We start from the raw sequence: 15,549 nt of genomic DNA on the forward strand, positions 1-15,549 counted from the left end.
CCGCTCCCGCGCGCGGGGTCACGGGTGCAGCACGAGCCGTCCGCGGAGCCCGCCGCTCTCCAGCCGCCGGTGCGCCTCCGCGGCCCGGGACAGCGGCAGGCGGTCCGCGATGCGCGGGCGCCAGGCGGTGCCGGTGAGCAGCCGGACGACGCCGTCCGCGGCGGCGGCGAGGTCGGTGGTGGAGGCGTTGCTGAGGGCGAAGCCGACGATGCTCGCGTCCCGGGTGTAGAGCCGGCCGACCGGCAGCGCCGGTGTCCGGTCCATACCGGCCATCGCCACCAGACGTCCGCCGTGCGCGAGCAGGCCGACGGCGTCGGCGAGTCCGCCGCGCCCGGAGGTGTCGAGGTGGACGTCGAAGCCGCCGGGCGCGGCCCGGCGCAGCCGGTCGGCGAGGTCCGGGGCCCGGTGGTCGACGACCTCGGCGGCGCCGAGGTCCCTCAGCCGGTCGTGGTCGCCGGGCCGGGCGGTGCTCACCACCCGCGCCCCGGCCCCGGCAGCGAGGGCCACGGCGGCGGATCCGACGTTGCCGCCCCCGCCGCCGACGTACACGTGCTGCCCGGCGCTCAGCCGCCCGTGCCGGAACAGGGCGAGCCAGGCGGTGGCCGCCGGGTGGGCCGCCGCCACCAGGTCGTCCGGGGCGATGCCGTCCGGTGCCGGGTAGAGGCGGTCGGCGGCGACCACAGCGTACTCCGCGAAGGACCCCTGACGGCCCGCGTGCCCGAGGCTGTTGCACCACACCGCCTGCCCGGGGGTGTGTCCGGCCGCGCCGGGGCCGATGGCGGCGACCTCGCCGACCAGGTCGCGGCCGATCACGAAGGGCGTCGGCATCGGGGTCGGGTAGGCCCCGGACCGTACGAAGGTGTCCACCGGGTCGGCGGCCACGGCACGGACGCGTACCAGGACGTCGGTGGGTCCGGGGACCGGCACGGGCAGGGTGCCCCAGCGGATGGAACCGGCGGGGCCGGGGCCCGGCACATGGGCCGCGCGCATGGCGTCGGGCAGGGCCATTGAGGGGGCAACTCCCTTGCACTGATGGGTTGTCGGGGCCGGATTCCGGCCGGGGCCGTCCGCGGCCGGGGACGCACCGTCAGGGTGCGGGCAGGGCGGACGGCGAGTGCTGCCCGGCGGGGCGCGGCAGCGGCGTTCCGTCCACGTACAGGTCGACGTGCTCGTTGTAGAACGCCACCAGACCGGCGATGCGGTGCACCTGGACCGTGGGGAAGTCGTAGGCCCAGGCGATGTCCTCGCGGGTCCCGGCGGGGCCGTCGAAGGACCAGTAGCCGCTCGTCGTGCCCTTGTAGGGGCAGGCGGTCACCGTGCCGGAGGCACGCAGCCGGGTCCAGTCGATGTGCGTGCGGTCGAGGTAGTACCGGGTCGGCAGGCCCGTCTCGAAGAGCTTCACGCACTGCGGCGCGTCGGCCAGCAGCACCCCGTCCCGTGCCACCCGCACGGCGCTGGACGAACGCAGCGCGTCCACACGGGAGTAGGGGCTGCGCGGATGGACGAAGACGGGCTCGTCCTCCTCGAACCACGCGTCCAGCGCGTCCCACTCGAAGCGTACGGTGCCGTGCAGCGCCCCGGGTGCGCCGTCCTGCCACACCCATGCCGCGCCGTCGCGCACCTCGGAGCCGACCCGCAGCGCATGGCGCCGCGCGGGACCGGCGCCCAGGGTCTCGGTGCGGTGCTCGTCGATCAGCACCCCGTCGGCCAGATCCTCGACGGGGATGCTGAACTGCGGGTATGCGGGCCACTCCCACACGTACACGGCGCGCCGGGTGTCGAAGACGGTGCGGCCGCCGACCAGGGCCCGGACCCGCCGGGGCACGGGTTCGACATGCCCGGCCGGCACGATCAGGGCGGGATACGACACGCTTTCCTCTGCCATGGGACACCTCTGTCGACTCGTTCCGCACGCCTTAAGCGGCCGCGGGTCCGGCGCCGGGCGCGGGTGCGGGAGCGCCGGGCCGGGCCGGGGTTCCGGTCTGCCGTCCGCATGCTACCGACCCTGACCGGACATACCATCCCGGAACGGTCTCGCGTCCTGCCCCCTTGCCCCAAGTGGCGCGGGTCCGGCCGACCGTATTCCGGCGGCCGGACCCGCGCTCCTGGGCTTCCCGGCGCCGGGCCGGGACGTGTCAGCCGAGGCCCAGCGAGAAGACGTGCAGGTTGCCGTCCTTCGGCAGGGTCACCGACTTGAGCTGCTTGCCGTCGGGGATCTCGTAGGGGCGGGTGGCGAAGACGTACACCGGCTCGCCCTTGCCGTGCGGGGTGTTGCGGTACTCCGTCCTGGCCACCACCGTGTTGCCGTACACGGGGTCGGAGCCGCCGCCCGGCTTGGTCCAGTCGCCGAAGGCGAGGCCGGTCTGCGCCGTGGTGCCGTCGGTGAAGGTGAGCGTGGCGGTGCCCTGGTGGTCGCCGTTGGTGGCCGAGCCGACGAAGACGAGCCGCCGGGCGCCGCCGGTGTCGGCGGCGATGTCGAGCGTCTGGCCGTCCGCCACCGCGTTGTCGGGGCGCCCGGCGGGCGGGCCGGGCCACACGAAGCGGGTCCCGGACGCCTCCACCCGCTGCCCTCCGACGAGTCCGGCGGCGGCCAGCGCCTCACGGGAGTAACTGTTGCCCGCGCCGTCGAAGTCGCCTTCGGCCGGGTTGCCGTCGGCTGCGACGCCGGTGCCCGTGTACGCACCGGCGAGCGCCGCGCTCACACCGCCCTCCGGGGCGACGAGGACGATCGCGGTGCTGCGCACCGGCTCCGTGCCGCGGCCGCCGGTGACGGTCAACGGCACGGCGTAGTAGCCCTGTTGTGTGCCCGCCGCGGCCTTGACCGTGAGCTGTGCGGTGCCCGAGCCGGTGCCGGGGGCGAGCCGGATCCGCCGGTCGCCGGAGACCGTCAGCCCGGCCGGGGCCTTCGCCGTGACGGTCAGGGTGCGGTCGGTGCCGCCCAGCCGCTGTCCGTGCACGGTGAGCGTGCCGCCCTTGCCGCCCGGCGCGACGACGGCCTGGGTGGGCGTCGCGGAGGCCAGGAAGGCGTGTTCGCCGGTGCGGTAGGACGGCGGCGCCGCGTTCGCGCCGGTCGCCCAGGAGGTGTCGGGCTTCGCGGCCAGCGTGAAGTCCAGGCGGCCGCCCTCGCGCACCACCGAGCGCGGCAGGTAGGTGCGGTCCCAGGTGCGTCCGTCCAGCCGCAGCCCGTGCACGTAGGGGGTGCCCGCGGCGGCCCGGGGCGCGCGGATGTCCAGGTCGCGGCCGGTGCCGGGCAGGTCGAGCAGCACCCGCGGGAACAGCGGGCTGTGCACGGTCAGGTCGGCGGTGCCCGGGGTGGCCGGGTAGAGGCCGAGCGCGGCCCAGACGTACCAGGAGGACTGGGCGCCGAGGTCGTCGTTGCCGGGTTCGCCGTCCGGGGTGGGGCTGAAGAGGGTGGTGGCGATCTCGCGCACGTGCTGCTGGGTCTTCCAGGGCTGCCCGAGGTGGTTGTAGACCCAGGGGACGCCGAAGTCGACCTCGTTGCCCGCCCACATGTACGGCTGGTTCGGTCCCGCGTTGAGCTGGGTGAAGAAGGTGTCCAGGCGGGCGGCGGCGGCCGTGCGTCCGCCCATCGCCTCGATCAGGCCCGCGGTGTTCTGCGGCACCAGCCAGTTGTACTGGGCGGCGTTGCCCTCGTCGAAGCCGTCCTGCCCGAACGTGCCCTGCGGCGGCGGCCGGTAGCCCGGCCCGTCCTGGAAGCGGCCGTCGGCGCCGCGCGGCGACAGATAGCCGGTGGCGGGGTTGAGGATGTTCTGCCAGTTCTGGCCGCGCCGGGTGAAGGTGCGGGCCGTGGCCTTGTCGCCCGCGGCGGCGGCGAGCTGGGCGATGGCGAAGTCGTCGATCGCCCATTCCAGGGTGACCGAGGCGCCGACGCGCGAGTGGTCGCCGCGCACCGCGTCGTTGTCGGCGTAGCCGCGCTCCATGTACGCCTCGACGCCCGGCCGTTCCTGGTAGGCGCCCGGGGTGTGGTCCACCGAGGTCGCGCCCTTGACCAGGTACGTGAGCGCGCTCTTGAGGTCGAAGTCGCGGGCCCCGTAGGCGTAGAGGCTGGCGATGAACGGGACGGAGCTGTCGCCGGTCATCTGCCCGGTGTAGCCGTTGGCGACGGGCCAGCGCGGCCACCAGCCGCCCTGTTCGGCGTCGTGCACGAGGGACTGCGCCATGTCACCGGCCTGCCGGGGGAACAGCATGGCCTGGAGCGGGGCGAGGCTGCGGTAGGTGTCCCAGTCGGAGAAGTTGGCGTACTGGGTGTGTCCTGACGGCAGGGTGCGGATCTCGTCGTCGAAGCCGATGTAGCGGCCGTCGGCGTCGTTGAAGGTGTTGGGGTGCAGCAGTGAGTGGTAGAGGAAGGTGTAGAACATCTTCCGCTCGTCCGTGGTGCCGCCGCCGACGCGGATCTTGCGCAGGGCCTGCGTCCACTGGTCCCGGGTGCGGGCGCGGACGTCGCTCAGGCTCCAACCGGGCATCTCGGCGGCCATGTTGGCCTGCGCTCCGGCGACCGAGACGTAGGACATGGAGACCTTGGCGCGGACCGTGCGCCCCTGGCTGGTGTCGAAGGTCAGGTAGGCCCCGGCCTTGGGGGCGTTCGCCGTGTCGGCGCCGGCGGTCACCGAGGTGCCGTCCCAGGTGCCGTGGGCGACGAAGGGGCGGTCGAAGGTGATGGCGTAGTGCAGGGTGTACTCGTTGCCCTTGCCGCAGAAGTTGCCGGTGGTCACCGAACCGCTGACCTGCCGGTCGCCGGTGACCGCGAGGTCGGCCTTCCTGGCGCCGGCCAGGCTGCCGCCGCCCTTGACCAGCACCTGGGCCTGGGTGCTGCCGCCGGTGGCGGCGGGGAAGGTGAAGGCGGCGAGGCCGGTGCGGGTGGTGGCGGTGAGTTCGGTGCGCACCGGTGCGTCGCCGCCGGTGGTCACGGCGTAGTAACCGGCCTCGGCCCGCTCGTCGGTGTGGGTGAACGGTTCGGTGCGGTCCCACGGGGCGGATCCGACGGCGCCCGCGACAGGCAGCAGCGGCACATCGCCGAAGGCGGTGCAGCCGACCGAGGCGTGGTCGAGGCTGAAGCCCTTGATCTTTCCGCTGTGGTACTGGTAACCGGCGTACGAGCCCTCGGTGTCGGGCGAGAACTGCATCATGCCGAACGGGGCCGCCGGACCGGGGAAGTTGTTGATCTCCCCCACCGACTCGCCGCCCCGGCCGGTGCCGATGAGCGGGTCGACGTAGGCGGCGGGATCGGAGACCAGCGCGGTCTCCCCGGCACCTCGCGACATGGACAACGTTGTCATATCGTCGGAGGAAGCGGACGCTCCCGCACCCGCGACCAGCGCCGCCGCGACCACGGCGACGACTGCCGACTGCCTTCTCTTGTGTCTCACATGCGACTCCTGTGCAACGACGTCCGAGCCACCACACGGTCGGTCATGACCGCGCCGGGGTCAAGAGCCGTGCCGCAACCGGTGTGCGGAGCGGCACGGCGGTGGCCCGTTCGGACGCACGCGAGAGCCGTACGCCGGTCAGGGCCTCCCCCGCCCCCGCTGCTCCCCCGGCTCCAGCAACTTGTCGCGGAGGGCGTTGAGTTGGTGGGAGTGTTCGACGGCCGAGGTGTCGTCCAGGGTGGTGAGGGCGAGGACCAGGACGTCGGCGAGGACCAGGCCGGTCAGTGACTCGTTGGTGGTGCCGGTGGGGGTGTAGGGGGCGAGCAGGACCGCCTCGGCGCGGTCGGCGAACGCCTCGCTCAGTTCGTCGGTGATGAACACGACGCGGGCGCCGACCGCGCGGGCGCGTTCGACCAGCACGGTGAGTTCGGCGAGCGGGCGGCCCGGCTGGAAGACGACGACCGCGTCGCCCCGGCCGAGCGGGAGCAGCGCGTCGGCGAGGGCGAAGCCGGTGTCGCCGGCGAAGCGGGCCCGGCGCCCGATCCGGCCGAGCGCGCGGGCGAGGTGGCGGGCGGCGAGTTCGCAGGCGGCGACGCCGTAGCAGAACACCTCGCGGGCCTCGGCGAGCACGGTGACGGCCCGGCCGAGCGCCTCGGTGTCGACGAGCCCGCGGCACTGGTCGAGGCGTTCGCGGGTCTCGTCGAAGACGTCGTTGCAGATCTTGTCGAGGTCCTTGCCGACGTGGGCGATGCGCTGGGCGAGCCGGACGTCGGGGGCCTGGGCGGCGGTGAAGTCGGCGGCCAGTTCCCGCTTGAGGGCCGGGAGTCCGGCGTAGCCGAGGCGCTGGAGGGCGCGGACGACGGTGGCGTTGCTGGTGCCGCTGGCCGTGCCCAGTTCCTGGGTGCTGGCGAACATCACCTGCTCGACGGGGGTGCTGATCAGGTACTGCGCGACGGTCCGCTCGGAGGCGGGCAGCTCGTCCCACAGGTCGCGGACGGTGGCGCGGAGGCGGGTGAGGCCCCCGGGGGCGGCACTGCCCGCTCGTGAAATATCCATTACGCCTCTTGACTCCTACGGTACCGGCGTTACGCTGCTGAACAATTCATTCCGAGGACACCGAACTTCGGAACAGATGTTACAGCGCCTTCGTCCGGGCGCCCCCTCACCCAACCGCTCCGCCGCCCTGTCCTCCCCTGCCCCGTCCCTGTGCCACCCCCGTCCCCGCCCCCCGCCCCCCTTCGTCCCACCCCACGCCCTGCCGAGGAGCCTCCCCATGAAACGCAGCCTTCCGGTCGTCGAGATCTCCGGGACCCCGTCCCAGCGGGGCCGGCAGTACGGAGAGGCCGTCACCGAGCAGTTGCGGACCGCCCTCGGCTACTACGCGGAGGCGTTCGGCGCCTCCTCCGGTCTGACCTGGGACCAGGTCACCGCGCGCGCCGCCCGCTGGCTCGAGCCCGTCCGCGCCCACGCCCCCGACCTGGTGGAGGAGATGCAGGGCATCGCCGACGGCGCCGGTGTCGGCCTGCTGGACGTGCTCGCGCTCAACGCCCGCGGCGAGGTCATCTACGACGACTCCTTCGCCCGGATGCGGGCCCAAGGCGCCGCACCGGAGGAACCCGCCGAGGGCTGCACCTCCTTCGCCGCCTACGGCCCCGCCAGCGGCGACGGCCATGTGTGGGCCGGACAGAACTGGGACTGGCGGGCGGGCGTCGGCGAAACCGTCGTCATGCTGCGCGTCGTCCAGCCGCCCAAGCCCACCCTGATCATGCAGGTGGAGGCCGGGCAGATCGGCCGCCAGGGCGCCAACTCCGCCGGGATCGCGCTCAACGCCAACGGCCTCGGCGGCCGGTTCGACGACGCCGTGGGACTGCCGCAGACCGTGATCCGGCGCACCGTCCTCGACCAGTCGAGCATCACCGACGCGCTGGACGTGCTGTGCACCGCCCGTGCCCACATCGCCAGCAACGCCCTGCTGACCTGCCGGGAGGGCTTCGCCATCGACGTGGAGACCACCCCCGCCGGGCACGGCTGGCTGTACCCGTCGGACGGGCTGCTCGTGCACGGCAACCACTACCAGGCGGGGGTGCCCGCCCGGCTGGCCGCCACCGGCTACCGGCCGCTGTCCCCCGACTCCCTCGTCCGGGTGCCGCGCGCCGAGGAGGGGCTGCGGCTGCTGCGCGAGGCCGCCGCCCCGGAGGAGTCCCGCAAGCTGATCAAGCAGGCGATGTCGGACCACCTCGGCTTCCCGGAGTCGCTGTGCACCCACGCCGATCCGCGCAAGCCCCCGGTCAGGCACTGGTCGACGCTGGTCTCCTCCTGCGTGGACCTGACCGCGGGCGACTACCACGTCACGGCCGGCACCCCCTGCGACCGCGAGTACCAGCACCTCCCCTGGAACCTCTACGACGGCCCCCACGCCTCCGCCTGAACCCCTTGTGAAACCCCTCCCCTTAGCCTCAGCCCCGTCCAGGAGCCCGCCATGAAGCTCACGTCCCGTCTCGCGCCCCTCGGCATCGCCGGCGCGCTGACCCTCACCGCCGCCTGTGCCGGCGCCGACACCGGATCGTCCGAGAAGGCCGCCGGGGTCGACGTCTCCAGGCTCAAGCTCACTCCCACCACCGCACGCGCCGCCGGAGCCGTCGACTCGGTGAACTGGCTGCTGGAGGACGAGCCCGACTCCCTCGACCTCGACACCCAGGGCGGCAGCGCCGGACGCACCGTCCTCAGCAACGTCTGCGAGCGCCTCTACCAGCTCCAGCCCGACATGTCCGTACAGCCGTCCCTGGTGGCGAAGGAGACCAGACCCGACGCCAGGACGCTCGTGCTGACCCTGCGCGACGGCGTCACCTTCCACGACGGCTCCACCATGACCGCCGACGACGTCCTGTTCTCCCTGCGCCGCCACGCCGCCCCGGAGATGGAGCAGTCCGACGAGTTCGAGAACGTCAGCGCGATGGCGAAGACCGGCGCCCGCGAGATCACCGTCCGCTTCAAGCAGCCCGACGCCCTGTTCACCAAGGCCCTCGCGGGCGACGCGGGGCTCGTCTACGACAAGGAGCAGGTGGAGAAGGCCGGGAAGGACTTCGGCACCCCCGGGCAGAAGGACGCGTGCTCGGGGCCGTACGAACTGTCCTCCTGGAAGTCCGGCGACTCCCTCACCCTCACCCGCTACGACGGCTACCACGGCGAGAAGCCGCTGACCGGACGGGTCGTCTTCCGGTGGGCCGAGGACAGCGCCATGGTCAACGCGCTCAGCACCCACGCCGCCGACGGCGCCTACCTCGACACCGTCAGCACGGCCGCCGCCCTCCTCGGCAAGCCCGGCCTGAAGCAGTACTACGGGCCGAGCACGGCCACCCTCGCCCTGATCCCCACCGAACGCGGCGGACTCGCCGACCCCGACATCCGCCGGGCCCTCTCGCTCGCCCTGGACCGCACCGGCATCGCCAGATCCGGCTACGGCGGACTGGTCGAACCCTGGGCCACCCCGGTCGGCTCCGGCGCCTGGGGCTACGAGAAGGCCACCTTCGAGGCCGCGCAGAAGCAGCTCACCGACGCCCCCGCCGAGCCCGACCTCGCCGCCGCCAAGGAATTGGTCAAGAAGGCGAGGACCAAGCCCGACAGCCCGATCGTGATCGGCACCGACAGCACCCAGGGGCGGCTCGTCATCGCCAACGCCGTCCGCGCCGCCCTCACCCAGCTCGGCCTCAAGGCCCGGATCAAGACCGTCCCGAGCGCCACCTACGGGGAGTTCTACGGCGACAAGGAGGCCCGCTCCGGCATCGACGTCCTGGTCGCCGACTGGTACATCTCCAAGAGCGACCCGCTCGGCTTCTACGACAACGGGCTCTCCACCAGCTCCAACAACTGGGTGGGGTACAAGAGTTCCGACTACGACGCCGAGGTGGAGCGGGCGCTGCGCACCATCGACGACGCCGAACGCGCCGCGCTGGTCGTCGACATCCAGAAGCGGTTCAGCCGGGCGGCGGTGTGGATCCCCGTCGCGCAGATGCCGACCGTCCTCGTCCTGAACGGCGACCTCACCGGACCGCCCGCCTCGATGGCGTACCTCTACTCGCCCTGGGCCGCCCGCCTCGGCGCGAAGAAGGGCTGAACCGCCATGCTCACCGCTGTGCTGCGGCGGACCGGACGGCGGCTCGCGGGTCTCGCGGCCACCCTCCTCGCGGCCTCGTTCGTGATCTTCGCCGCCGTCTACGCCGCCCCCGGCGACCCCGCCGTCTTCCTGGCCGGGGGCCGCGACAAACTCACCCCGGAGCGGCTGGCCACCGTACGCGCCCAGTACCACCTGGACGAACCGCTCGTCGTCCAGTACGGGCGCTGGCTGCTGGACTGCCTCCACCTCGACCTCGGCCGCTCCTTCCAGTACGGCGACCAGGTCTCCGACCTGCTGGCCGCCCGCTTCCCCACCACCTTGTTCCTCGTCGCCTACGCCACCGTGCTGTTCGTGGTGCTCGGCGTGGGCGCCGGTGTCCTCGCGGCGGTGCGGCGCGGCACCTGGGTCGACTCGGCCGTGGTCGGCGCCACCACCCTCACCGCGTCCGTGCCCTCCTTCGTCGGCGGCATCGCCCTGGTCGCCCTGTTCGGTGTGCGGCTCGGCTGGTTCCCGGTGACCGGCGGCGGCGAGGGCTTCACCGGCAGCGTCCACCACCTCACGCTGCCCGCCGTCGCCATGGCCCTCGGCGCGCTCGCCGTGATCAGCCGGGTCACCCGGCAGGCCATGACCGACGCGGGCGCCGCCGAACACGTGGCGGTGGCACGGGCGGCGGGCCTGCCCGAACGGGAGATCGTCCGCCGGCATGTGCTGCGCAACGCCCTCGGCCCCATCGTCACCATGTGCGGCCTGGTCACCGCGGGCATGCTCGCCGGGACCGTCGCCATCGAGACCGTCTTCGGGATCAGCGGCATCGGCTCGCTGCTGGTCGGCGCCATCAACAGCCACGACTTCCCCGTGGCCCAGGCCGTCCTGCTGCTGATGGTCACCTCCTACGTCGTCGTCACCACCGCCGTGGACCTCGCGCACCCGCTGCTCGACCCGCGCCTGAAAGCCATGAGGAGCACCGCATGACCGCCGCCGTCCCCGCCGGCGTCCTCCTCCCCGGGCCCCGGCGCCCCCGCCGCCCCTGGGGCGTGAGCGTCGCCGGGACCTTCCTCGGACTCGTCGTCCTGGCCGCCGCCCTCGCCCCGCTGCTCGCGCCCTACGCGCCCGACGCCGTCGACCTGTCGTCCTCGCTGGTCGGCACCACCGGCGCGCACCCGCTCGGCACCGACGCCTCGGGACAGGACCTGCTCTCCCGGGTGCTGTACGGCGCCCGGACCAGCCTGCTCGCACCGCTGCTGCTGCTCCTGCTCGCCGCCGTCCTCGGCGTCACCCTGGGCACGCTCGCCGCCTGGCGCGGCGGCTGGACGGACGCGCTGGTCTCCCGGATCACCGACGTCATGTACGCCTTCCCCGGGCTGCTGTTCGTCGTCCTGATCATCGCCGTGTTCGGCACCGGGATGACCACGTCCGTGGTCGCCCTCGGGCTGGCCTTCGCCCCGACCATCGCCAAGTACACCCGCAGCGTGGCCCTCGCCGAGCGGTCCAAGTCGTACATCGACGCCTACCGCGTCCAGGGTATGGGCGGGCCGCGCATCTGCGTGTCGTACCTGGTGCCCAACCTCGCCCGCTCGATCGTCGGATACCTCGTCGTCCTGTTCGGCGAGGCGCTGATGAGCCTCGCCACCCTCAGCTACCTCGGCTTCGGCGCCCAGCCGCCCAGCTCCGACTGGGGGCTGATGGTGCAGGAGGGCCAGGCCGCCATCGTCCAAGGTGCCCTGCTGCCCGCACTCGTGCCGGGCACCGCCGTCGCCGCCGTCGTGGTGGCCTTCAACGTGGTCGGCGTCTGGGCCGCCGACCGGCTCGGCGCCAGGAGGTAACCCCCGTGCTGCTCGACATCGAGAACCTCACCCTGACCCTGCCCGGCACCGCCCGGCCGCTGCTGGCCGACGTCCGCCTCAGGGTCGGCGCCGGGGAGGTCGTCGGCCTCGTCGGAGAGTCCGGCTCCGGCAAGTCCACCACCGCCAAGGCCGTGCTGGGCCTGCACCCCGAGGACGCGCACGCCGAGGGGCAGGTCCGGGTCAACGGCACCGACGTGCTGTCGCTGACCGGCGCGCGGCTGCGCGAACACCGCTCCCGCAGCGTCGCCATGGTCCACCAGGACCCGCGCTCGGCCCTCAACCCCGTACGCCGCATCGGCGACTTCCTGCTCGAACGGCTCGCCCGCACCGGCCGCCGGGACAAGCGCGCCGACCGCGAGCGCGCCGTCGAACTCCTCGGCGCCGTCGGCCTGCCGGACCCCGCCGGGCAACTGCGCCGGCACCCCCACGAACTCTCCGGCGGCATGCTGCAACGTGTCGTCATCGCGGGCGCGCTCGCCGCCGAACCGGAGCTGCTCCTCGCCGACGAGGCCACCAGCGCCCTGGACGTCACCACCCAGGCCGACATCCTCGCCCTGCTGCGCACCCTGCGCGAACAGCGCGGACTGGGACTGCTGTTCATCACGCACGACCTGCATCTGGCCGCCGCCTACTGCGACCGCGTGTACGTCATGTACGCGGGCCGCGTGGTGGAGGAGCAGCGCGGCGGCAGGCTGTTCGCCGACGCCCGGCACCCCTACACCCAGGGCCTGCTGGCCTGCTCACCCGAACTGGGCGACACGAAGCGGGCGTTGCGCCCGATCCCCGGCCGCCCGCCGTCCCTCGCCGACGCGTTCCCCGGCTGCCCGTTCACCGCGCGCTGCCCGCACACCGAGCCCGACTGCGAGACCTGGCGGCCGGAGCCGGTGGCGGTGGCCGGCGGCGGTACGGCGGCCTGCCGACGCCTCCTCCTCCAGAGCACCGGGAGCGCCCGATGACCCATGCCACCACGACGGCGCCCGACACCGTCCCGCTGCTCGCCGTGGCCGGTCTGCGCAAGACCTACCGGCTGCCCGGCGGCGGCCGGCTCACCGCCGCCGACGACGTGTCCTTCACGGTGCCCCGGGGCGGATCGCTCGGGATCGTGGGCGAGTCGGGATCGGGCAAGAGCACCGTCGCCCGCACCCTCGTCGGGCTGGTGCGGCCCGACCGGGGCACGGTCGCGGTGGACGGCGCGGACCGCACACCGGGCCGCCGTGGGCGCGCCCGGCGCGACCGGCTCGTGCGGGCCCGGGAGATCCAGATGGTGTTCCAGGACCCGTACGTCTCGCTCGACCCGCGCCTGACGGCACGTCAATGTCTGCGCGTGGCACTGCGGTTGCACGGCCATCCCGCGGAGGATCCGCACATCGAGTCCCTGCTCGACCAGGTCGGGCTCGGCTCCCGGGAGGCGGACGCCCGGCCGCACGCGCTCTCCGGCGGCCAGCGCCAGCGCCTCGCCATCGCACGGGCGCTCGCCGTGCGGCCGCGGATCCTGGTCCTGGACGAGGCGGTCGCCGCGCTCGACGTCTCCGTCCAGGCGCAGATCCTCCAGCTCCTCGCCGAGATCCGGCGGGACACCGGTGTCGCCCTCGTCTTCGTCAGCCACGACCTGTCCGTGGTGCAGCACATCACCGACGAGACGCTGGTGATGCGCCGCGGCACGGTGGTGGAACAGGGTCCGACCGGCCGCGTCCTGACCGATCCGGAGCACGCGTACACGCGGCTGCTGCTGGCCTCCGTACCGCGCGAGGGCTGGGACCCGGCGGCGGCGTCCGGGGCCGGGCGGACCGCGGTGCCGGTGCCCGAGGTGTGATCCGCCGGGTGCCGGGCGGTGCGGGCGGCCGGACCCGCACGCGCCGCCCGACCGGACATTCCCCTTCACCCGGGCGGCGCGGAATCATGAAAAACCGTTTCGGCGCATCGGGCGGCACGGGCGGCACTCCAGATATGTTCCGCCCCAGGAGGCCGAACAAAAGATATCCAGCCGAAATCGCGAAAGTTCCCCTTTAAGCGACCGATACATTTACCATCGAGCGAGTGTGCTCGGGTGACGAGGGGGGGACCTGATGGCACCGTTCGTGACCCAGCATGTCCTGTTCCAGGGCGGACAGGTGGACGGCCCTTCGCTGCCCGCGGGTACGCGGCGGAACGCCGAGCTGCTGGCGAAGGCGCTGACCGGGCCCGATGCCGCCGGAGTGGATCCGGACACCTGCCACACGGTCGTCCCCCGGTCCGGCGCGGACGCCCTCGGCCAGGTCGCGGACAACGCGGCCTCGGGGGACGGGCTGCTGGTCTACTGGACAGGGCACTGCCGTCTCGGTCCGGAGGGCCGGCTGCACCTGGCCCTGGACCCGGGCGACGGCCGCCCCACCGAATGGCTGCCCGCCCGCGAACTGGTGAGCACCATGACCCGGTCGCCCGGCCGGGACCGGCTGCTGATCCTGGACACCTGCCTGGTCCCGGGCGCGGCGGAGAGCGTGCGCCGCAAGCTGCTCCAGCGTGAGATCGACCGGTTGAGCAGGGACCGTGTCGCGGTGCTCTCGTCCATCGGCACCTCGCCGTTCGCGTTCGCCGCCGACAGCCACACGCCGTCCGTCTTCACCCAGCATCTGGCCTCGCTGCTGCGGGCGGAGCCCCACGAGCGCCGCGCGCGCATGCGCCTGCCGGAGCTGTACCGGCTGCTGGCGGCGGCCATGCGCGGCAGCGGCTATCTGCGGCCCATGCTGCGCAACGCACAGGGATTCAGCCGGCCGCTGATCCCCTCCGCCCTGCTGGGCCACGCGCAGGGGCGGCCGGACCTGCTGCCGGCCCGGCGGCACTCCGCGGAGCTGGACCAGGTCCTCTCCCGTTACGCCCTGGCCATCGGGGGCCGGCTGCGGCAGACCGCCGGCCCCTGGGACACACCCGCGTACGAGCCGAGCGCCGACGCCGAGACGGTGTACCGGGCCCTGCTGCGCAGCCACTGCGGCTTCACCCGTGACAGCGCCTCGCTGCTCAGGGCCCCGACGTCGCGGCAGCACCTCTTCGACGCGGTGGACGAACTCGTCGAACACGGCCGGAACATGGTCCTGGTCTATCTGGCCTGCCACGGCACGGTGAGAAGTTCCGGCACGGTGCTCGATCTGGCCCTGGAACTGCTGGACGGGGAGACCGTCCTGGCCAGCGATCTGGTGGGGGAGTTACGCAAGACCCGGGCCGAGAAGGTGATGATGATGTTCGACGTCTGCTCGTCGTCCCCGTCGTCGCCTCCGGCCCCGCTCGCCGAGCACTTCGCGCCGCAGGAGCCACGGCCCGGCTTCAGCAGACTCCTCGTGGAGTGGGACACCTCCGCGCAACTCGGCGCGGCGGAGCCGGAGTTCCTGACCGGGACGGACACCGAGGACGACGACCGGTACCCCGTGCCGTGGATGGCCGACCGCCTCCGGGGCAGCGTGGCCCCCTCCGCCGGGAACTGGCGTTTCGACTTCCCCGGCGCCGCCATCACCTGTCTGGACGACGCCGGGCCCGTACGGACCTGGGCGAGCCTCCTGCGGGACAGCATCCCCGGCGATCTGCCCACCCAGCCCGGGGAGGCGCTCTCCTCGATCCTCGACCCCGTACTGCTGGACGAACCCGAGGGCGGCACGGACGAGTCCGGCACACCGCGGTCCCCGGACGCCGGTGTACGGCTGCCGCGCGCACCGCGGCCCCCCGCTCCGGCCCCCGCCCCCTCGCCCGCCGCCGGCCGCCAGGAGTCCGGATCCGGCGGCGAGGGCCCCGCGCCCCGGCGCGGACCGGTGCACCGGGGCCACCGGGCCCGGCTGCGGGTCGCCGAGGGCTCCATGCCGCTGCGGGTCGGACGGCGCTTCCGGGTGACGTTCAACTACCAGCCGGACGGCAGGGACTGGGTCCCCCGGCCGGACGACGCCACCGACGACAACCCCCTCGACCTCACGCTGCGCATAGGAGCCGGCTCGGCGAAGGTCAGCCCGTCCGTCATCCACACCCGGCTGACGGACGACCGCGGAACTCCGCCGGAGGACTTCCGGATCACTCCCCGTACCGCCGAACCGCTGACGCTGCGCATCGACGTGGTGCGCAGTGCCGACGGGGCCGTGATCCAGCGCATCAAGAGCACGCTGGATGTCACCGACGGGGACGGTGCGGAACACTGAACATGCCATCTGACGTCGAACTCGATTTTGAGCTGGACGACGCGTACGAG

The 15,549-nt window shown here is 73.4% G+C and carries 11 protein-coding genes; 7 read left to right on the forward strand and 4 right to left on the reverse strand.

Going from position 1 to position 15,549, the window contains the following annotated elements; all coding sequences use genetic code 11:
* Positions 1 to 18 precede the first annotated feature (18 nt).
* From ACWDYF_RS11280 to ACWDYF_RS11295, 4 genes are all read right to left on the reverse strand, one after another.
* Positions 19 to 1,008 carry an NADPH:quinone reductase gene (locus ACWDYF_RS11280; protein ID WP_389465655.1) on the reverse strand — a complete coding sequence of 330 codons (990 nt, stop codon included), beginning with the start codon at positions 1,006 to 1,008 and terminating at the stop codon, positions 19 to 21.
* A gap of 79 nt (positions 1,009 to 1,087) precedes the next feature.
* A complete protein-coding gene (locus ACWDYF_RS11285) occupies positions 1,088 to 1,885 on the reverse strand; it encodes a DUF427 domain-containing protein (protein WP_389465651.1) in 798 nt (265 codons plus the stop codon).
* Positions 1,886 to 2,135: 250 nt separating this feature from the next.
* Positions 2,136 to 5,282, reverse strand: coding sequence for a GH92 family glycosyl hydrolase (locus ACWDYF_RS11290; protein ID WP_389465647.1), 3,147 nt, complete (start codon positions 5,280 to 5,282; stop codon positions 2,136 to 2,138).
* Positions 5,283 to 5,525: 243 nt separating this feature from the next.
* Positions 5,526 to 6,443 carry a MurR/RpiR family transcriptional regulator gene (locus tag ACWDYF_RS11295; RefSeq protein WP_018565232.1) on the reverse strand — a complete coding sequence of 306 codons (918 nt, stop codon included), beginning with the start codon at positions 6,441 to 6,443 and terminating at the stop codon, positions 5,526 to 5,528.
* Between the two features lie 217 nt (positions 6,444 to 6,660).
* On the opposite strand from ACWDYF_RS11295, the gene ACWDYF_RS11300 reads away from it, so the two are divergent.
* From ACWDYF_RS11300 to ACWDYF_RS11330, 7 genes are all read left to right on the forward strand, one after another.
* Positions 6,661 to 7,815, forward strand: coding sequence for a C45 family autoproteolytic acyltransferase/hydolase (locus tag ACWDYF_RS11300; RefSeq protein ID WP_389465645.1), 1,155 nt, complete (start codon positions 6,661 to 6,663; stop codon positions 7,813 to 7,815).
* 51 nt (positions 7,816 to 7,866) lie between these two features.
* Positions 7,867 to 9,501 (forward strand): ABC transporter substrate-binding protein, encoded by a 1,635-nt coding sequence (locus ACWDYF_RS11305; protein ID WP_389465643.1) that lies wholly within the window; start codon positions 7,867 to 7,869, stop codon positions 9,499 to 9,501.
* Positions 9,502 to 9,507: 6 nt separating this feature from the next.
* Positions 9,508 to 10,473 (forward strand): ABC transporter permease, encoded by a 966-nt coding sequence (locus ACWDYF_RS11310; protein ID WP_018565235.1) that lies wholly within the window; start codon positions 9,508 to 9,510, stop codon positions 10,471 to 10,473.
* Positions 10,470 to 11,324, forward strand: a complete 855-nt coding sequence (locus ACWDYF_RS11315) for an ABC transporter permease (protein WP_018565236.1) — start codon at positions 10,470 to 10,472, stop codon at positions 11,322 to 11,324. The genes ACWDYF_RS11310 and ACWDYF_RS11315 overlap by 4 nt, the downstream gene beginning before the upstream one ends.
* Before the next feature lie 5 nt (positions 11,325 to 11,329).
* Positions 11,330 to 12,301 (forward strand): ABC transporter ATP-binding protein, encoded by a 972-nt coding sequence (locus ACWDYF_RS11320; RefSeq protein WP_389465639.1) that lies wholly within the window; start codon positions 11,330 to 11,332, stop codon positions 12,299 to 12,301.
* The gene (locus ACWDYF_RS11325) at positions 12,298 to 13,158 is read left to right on the forward strand and encodes an ABC transporter ATP-binding protein (protein ID WP_389465636.1); all 861 of its coding nucleotides are present in this window, start codon (positions 12,298 to 12,300) and stop codon (positions 13,156 to 13,158) included. The genes ACWDYF_RS11320 and ACWDYF_RS11325 overlap by 4 nt, the downstream gene beginning before the upstream one ends.
* 253 nt (positions 13,159 to 13,411) lie before the next feature.
* Positions 13,412 to 15,499: a hypothetical protein gene (locus ACWDYF_RS11330; protein ID WP_389465634.1), complete on the forward strand. Its 2,088-nt coding sequence runs from the start codon at positions 13,412 to 13,414 to the stop codon at positions 15,497 to 15,499.
* Positions 15,500 to 15,549: the final 50 nt, after the last annotated feature.

This window comes from Streptomyces sp. NPDC003284, from assembly GCF_053589675.1.

What these genes read in the sequence shown, in the direction of transcription:
- ACWDYF_RS11280 (WP_389465655.1), bottom strand. Translation starts at nt 1,008, where the DNA reads ATGGCCCTGCCCGACGCCATGCGCGCGGCCCATGTGCCGGGCCCCGGC.
- ACWDYF_RS11285 (WP_389465651.1), bottom strand. Translation starts at nt 1,885, where the DNA reads ATGGCAGAGGAAAGCGTGTCGTATCCCGCCCTGATCGTGCCGGCCGGG.
- ACWDYF_RS11290 (WP_389465647.1), bottom strand. Translation starts at nt 5,282, where the DNA reads ATGTCGCGAGGTGCCGGGGAGACCGCGCTGGTCTCCGATCCCGCCGCC.
- ACWDYF_RS11295 (WP_018565232.1), bottom strand. Translation starts at nt 6,443, where the DNA reads ATGGATATTTCACGAGCGGGCAGTGCCGCCCCCGGGGGCCTCACCCGC.
- ACWDYF_RS11300 (WP_389465645.1), top strand. Translation starts at nt 6,661, where the DNA reads ATGAAACGCAGCCTTCCGGTCGTCGAGATCTCCGGGACCCCGTCCCAG.
- ACWDYF_RS11305 (WP_389465643.1), top strand. Translation starts at nt 7,867, where the DNA reads ATGAAGCTCACGTCCCGTCTCGCGCCCCTCGGCATCGCCGGCGCGCTG.
- ACWDYF_RS11310 (WP_018565235.1), top strand. Translation starts at nt 9,508, where the DNA reads ATGCTCACCGCTGTGCTGCGGCGGACCGGACGGCGGCTCGCGGGTCTC.
- ACWDYF_RS11315 (WP_018565236.1), top strand. Translation starts at nt 10,470, where the DNA reads ATGACCGCCGCCGTCCCCGCCGGCGTCCTCCTCCCCGGGCCCCGGCGC.
- ACWDYF_RS11325 (WP_389465636.1), top strand. Translation starts at nt 12,298, where the DNA reads ATGACCCATGCCACCACGACGGCGCCCGACACCGTCCCGCTGCTCGCC.
- ACWDYF_RS11330 (WP_389465634.1), top strand. Translation starts at nt 13,412, where the DNA reads ATGGCACCGTTCGTGACCCAGCATGTCCTGTTCCAGGGCGGACAGGTG.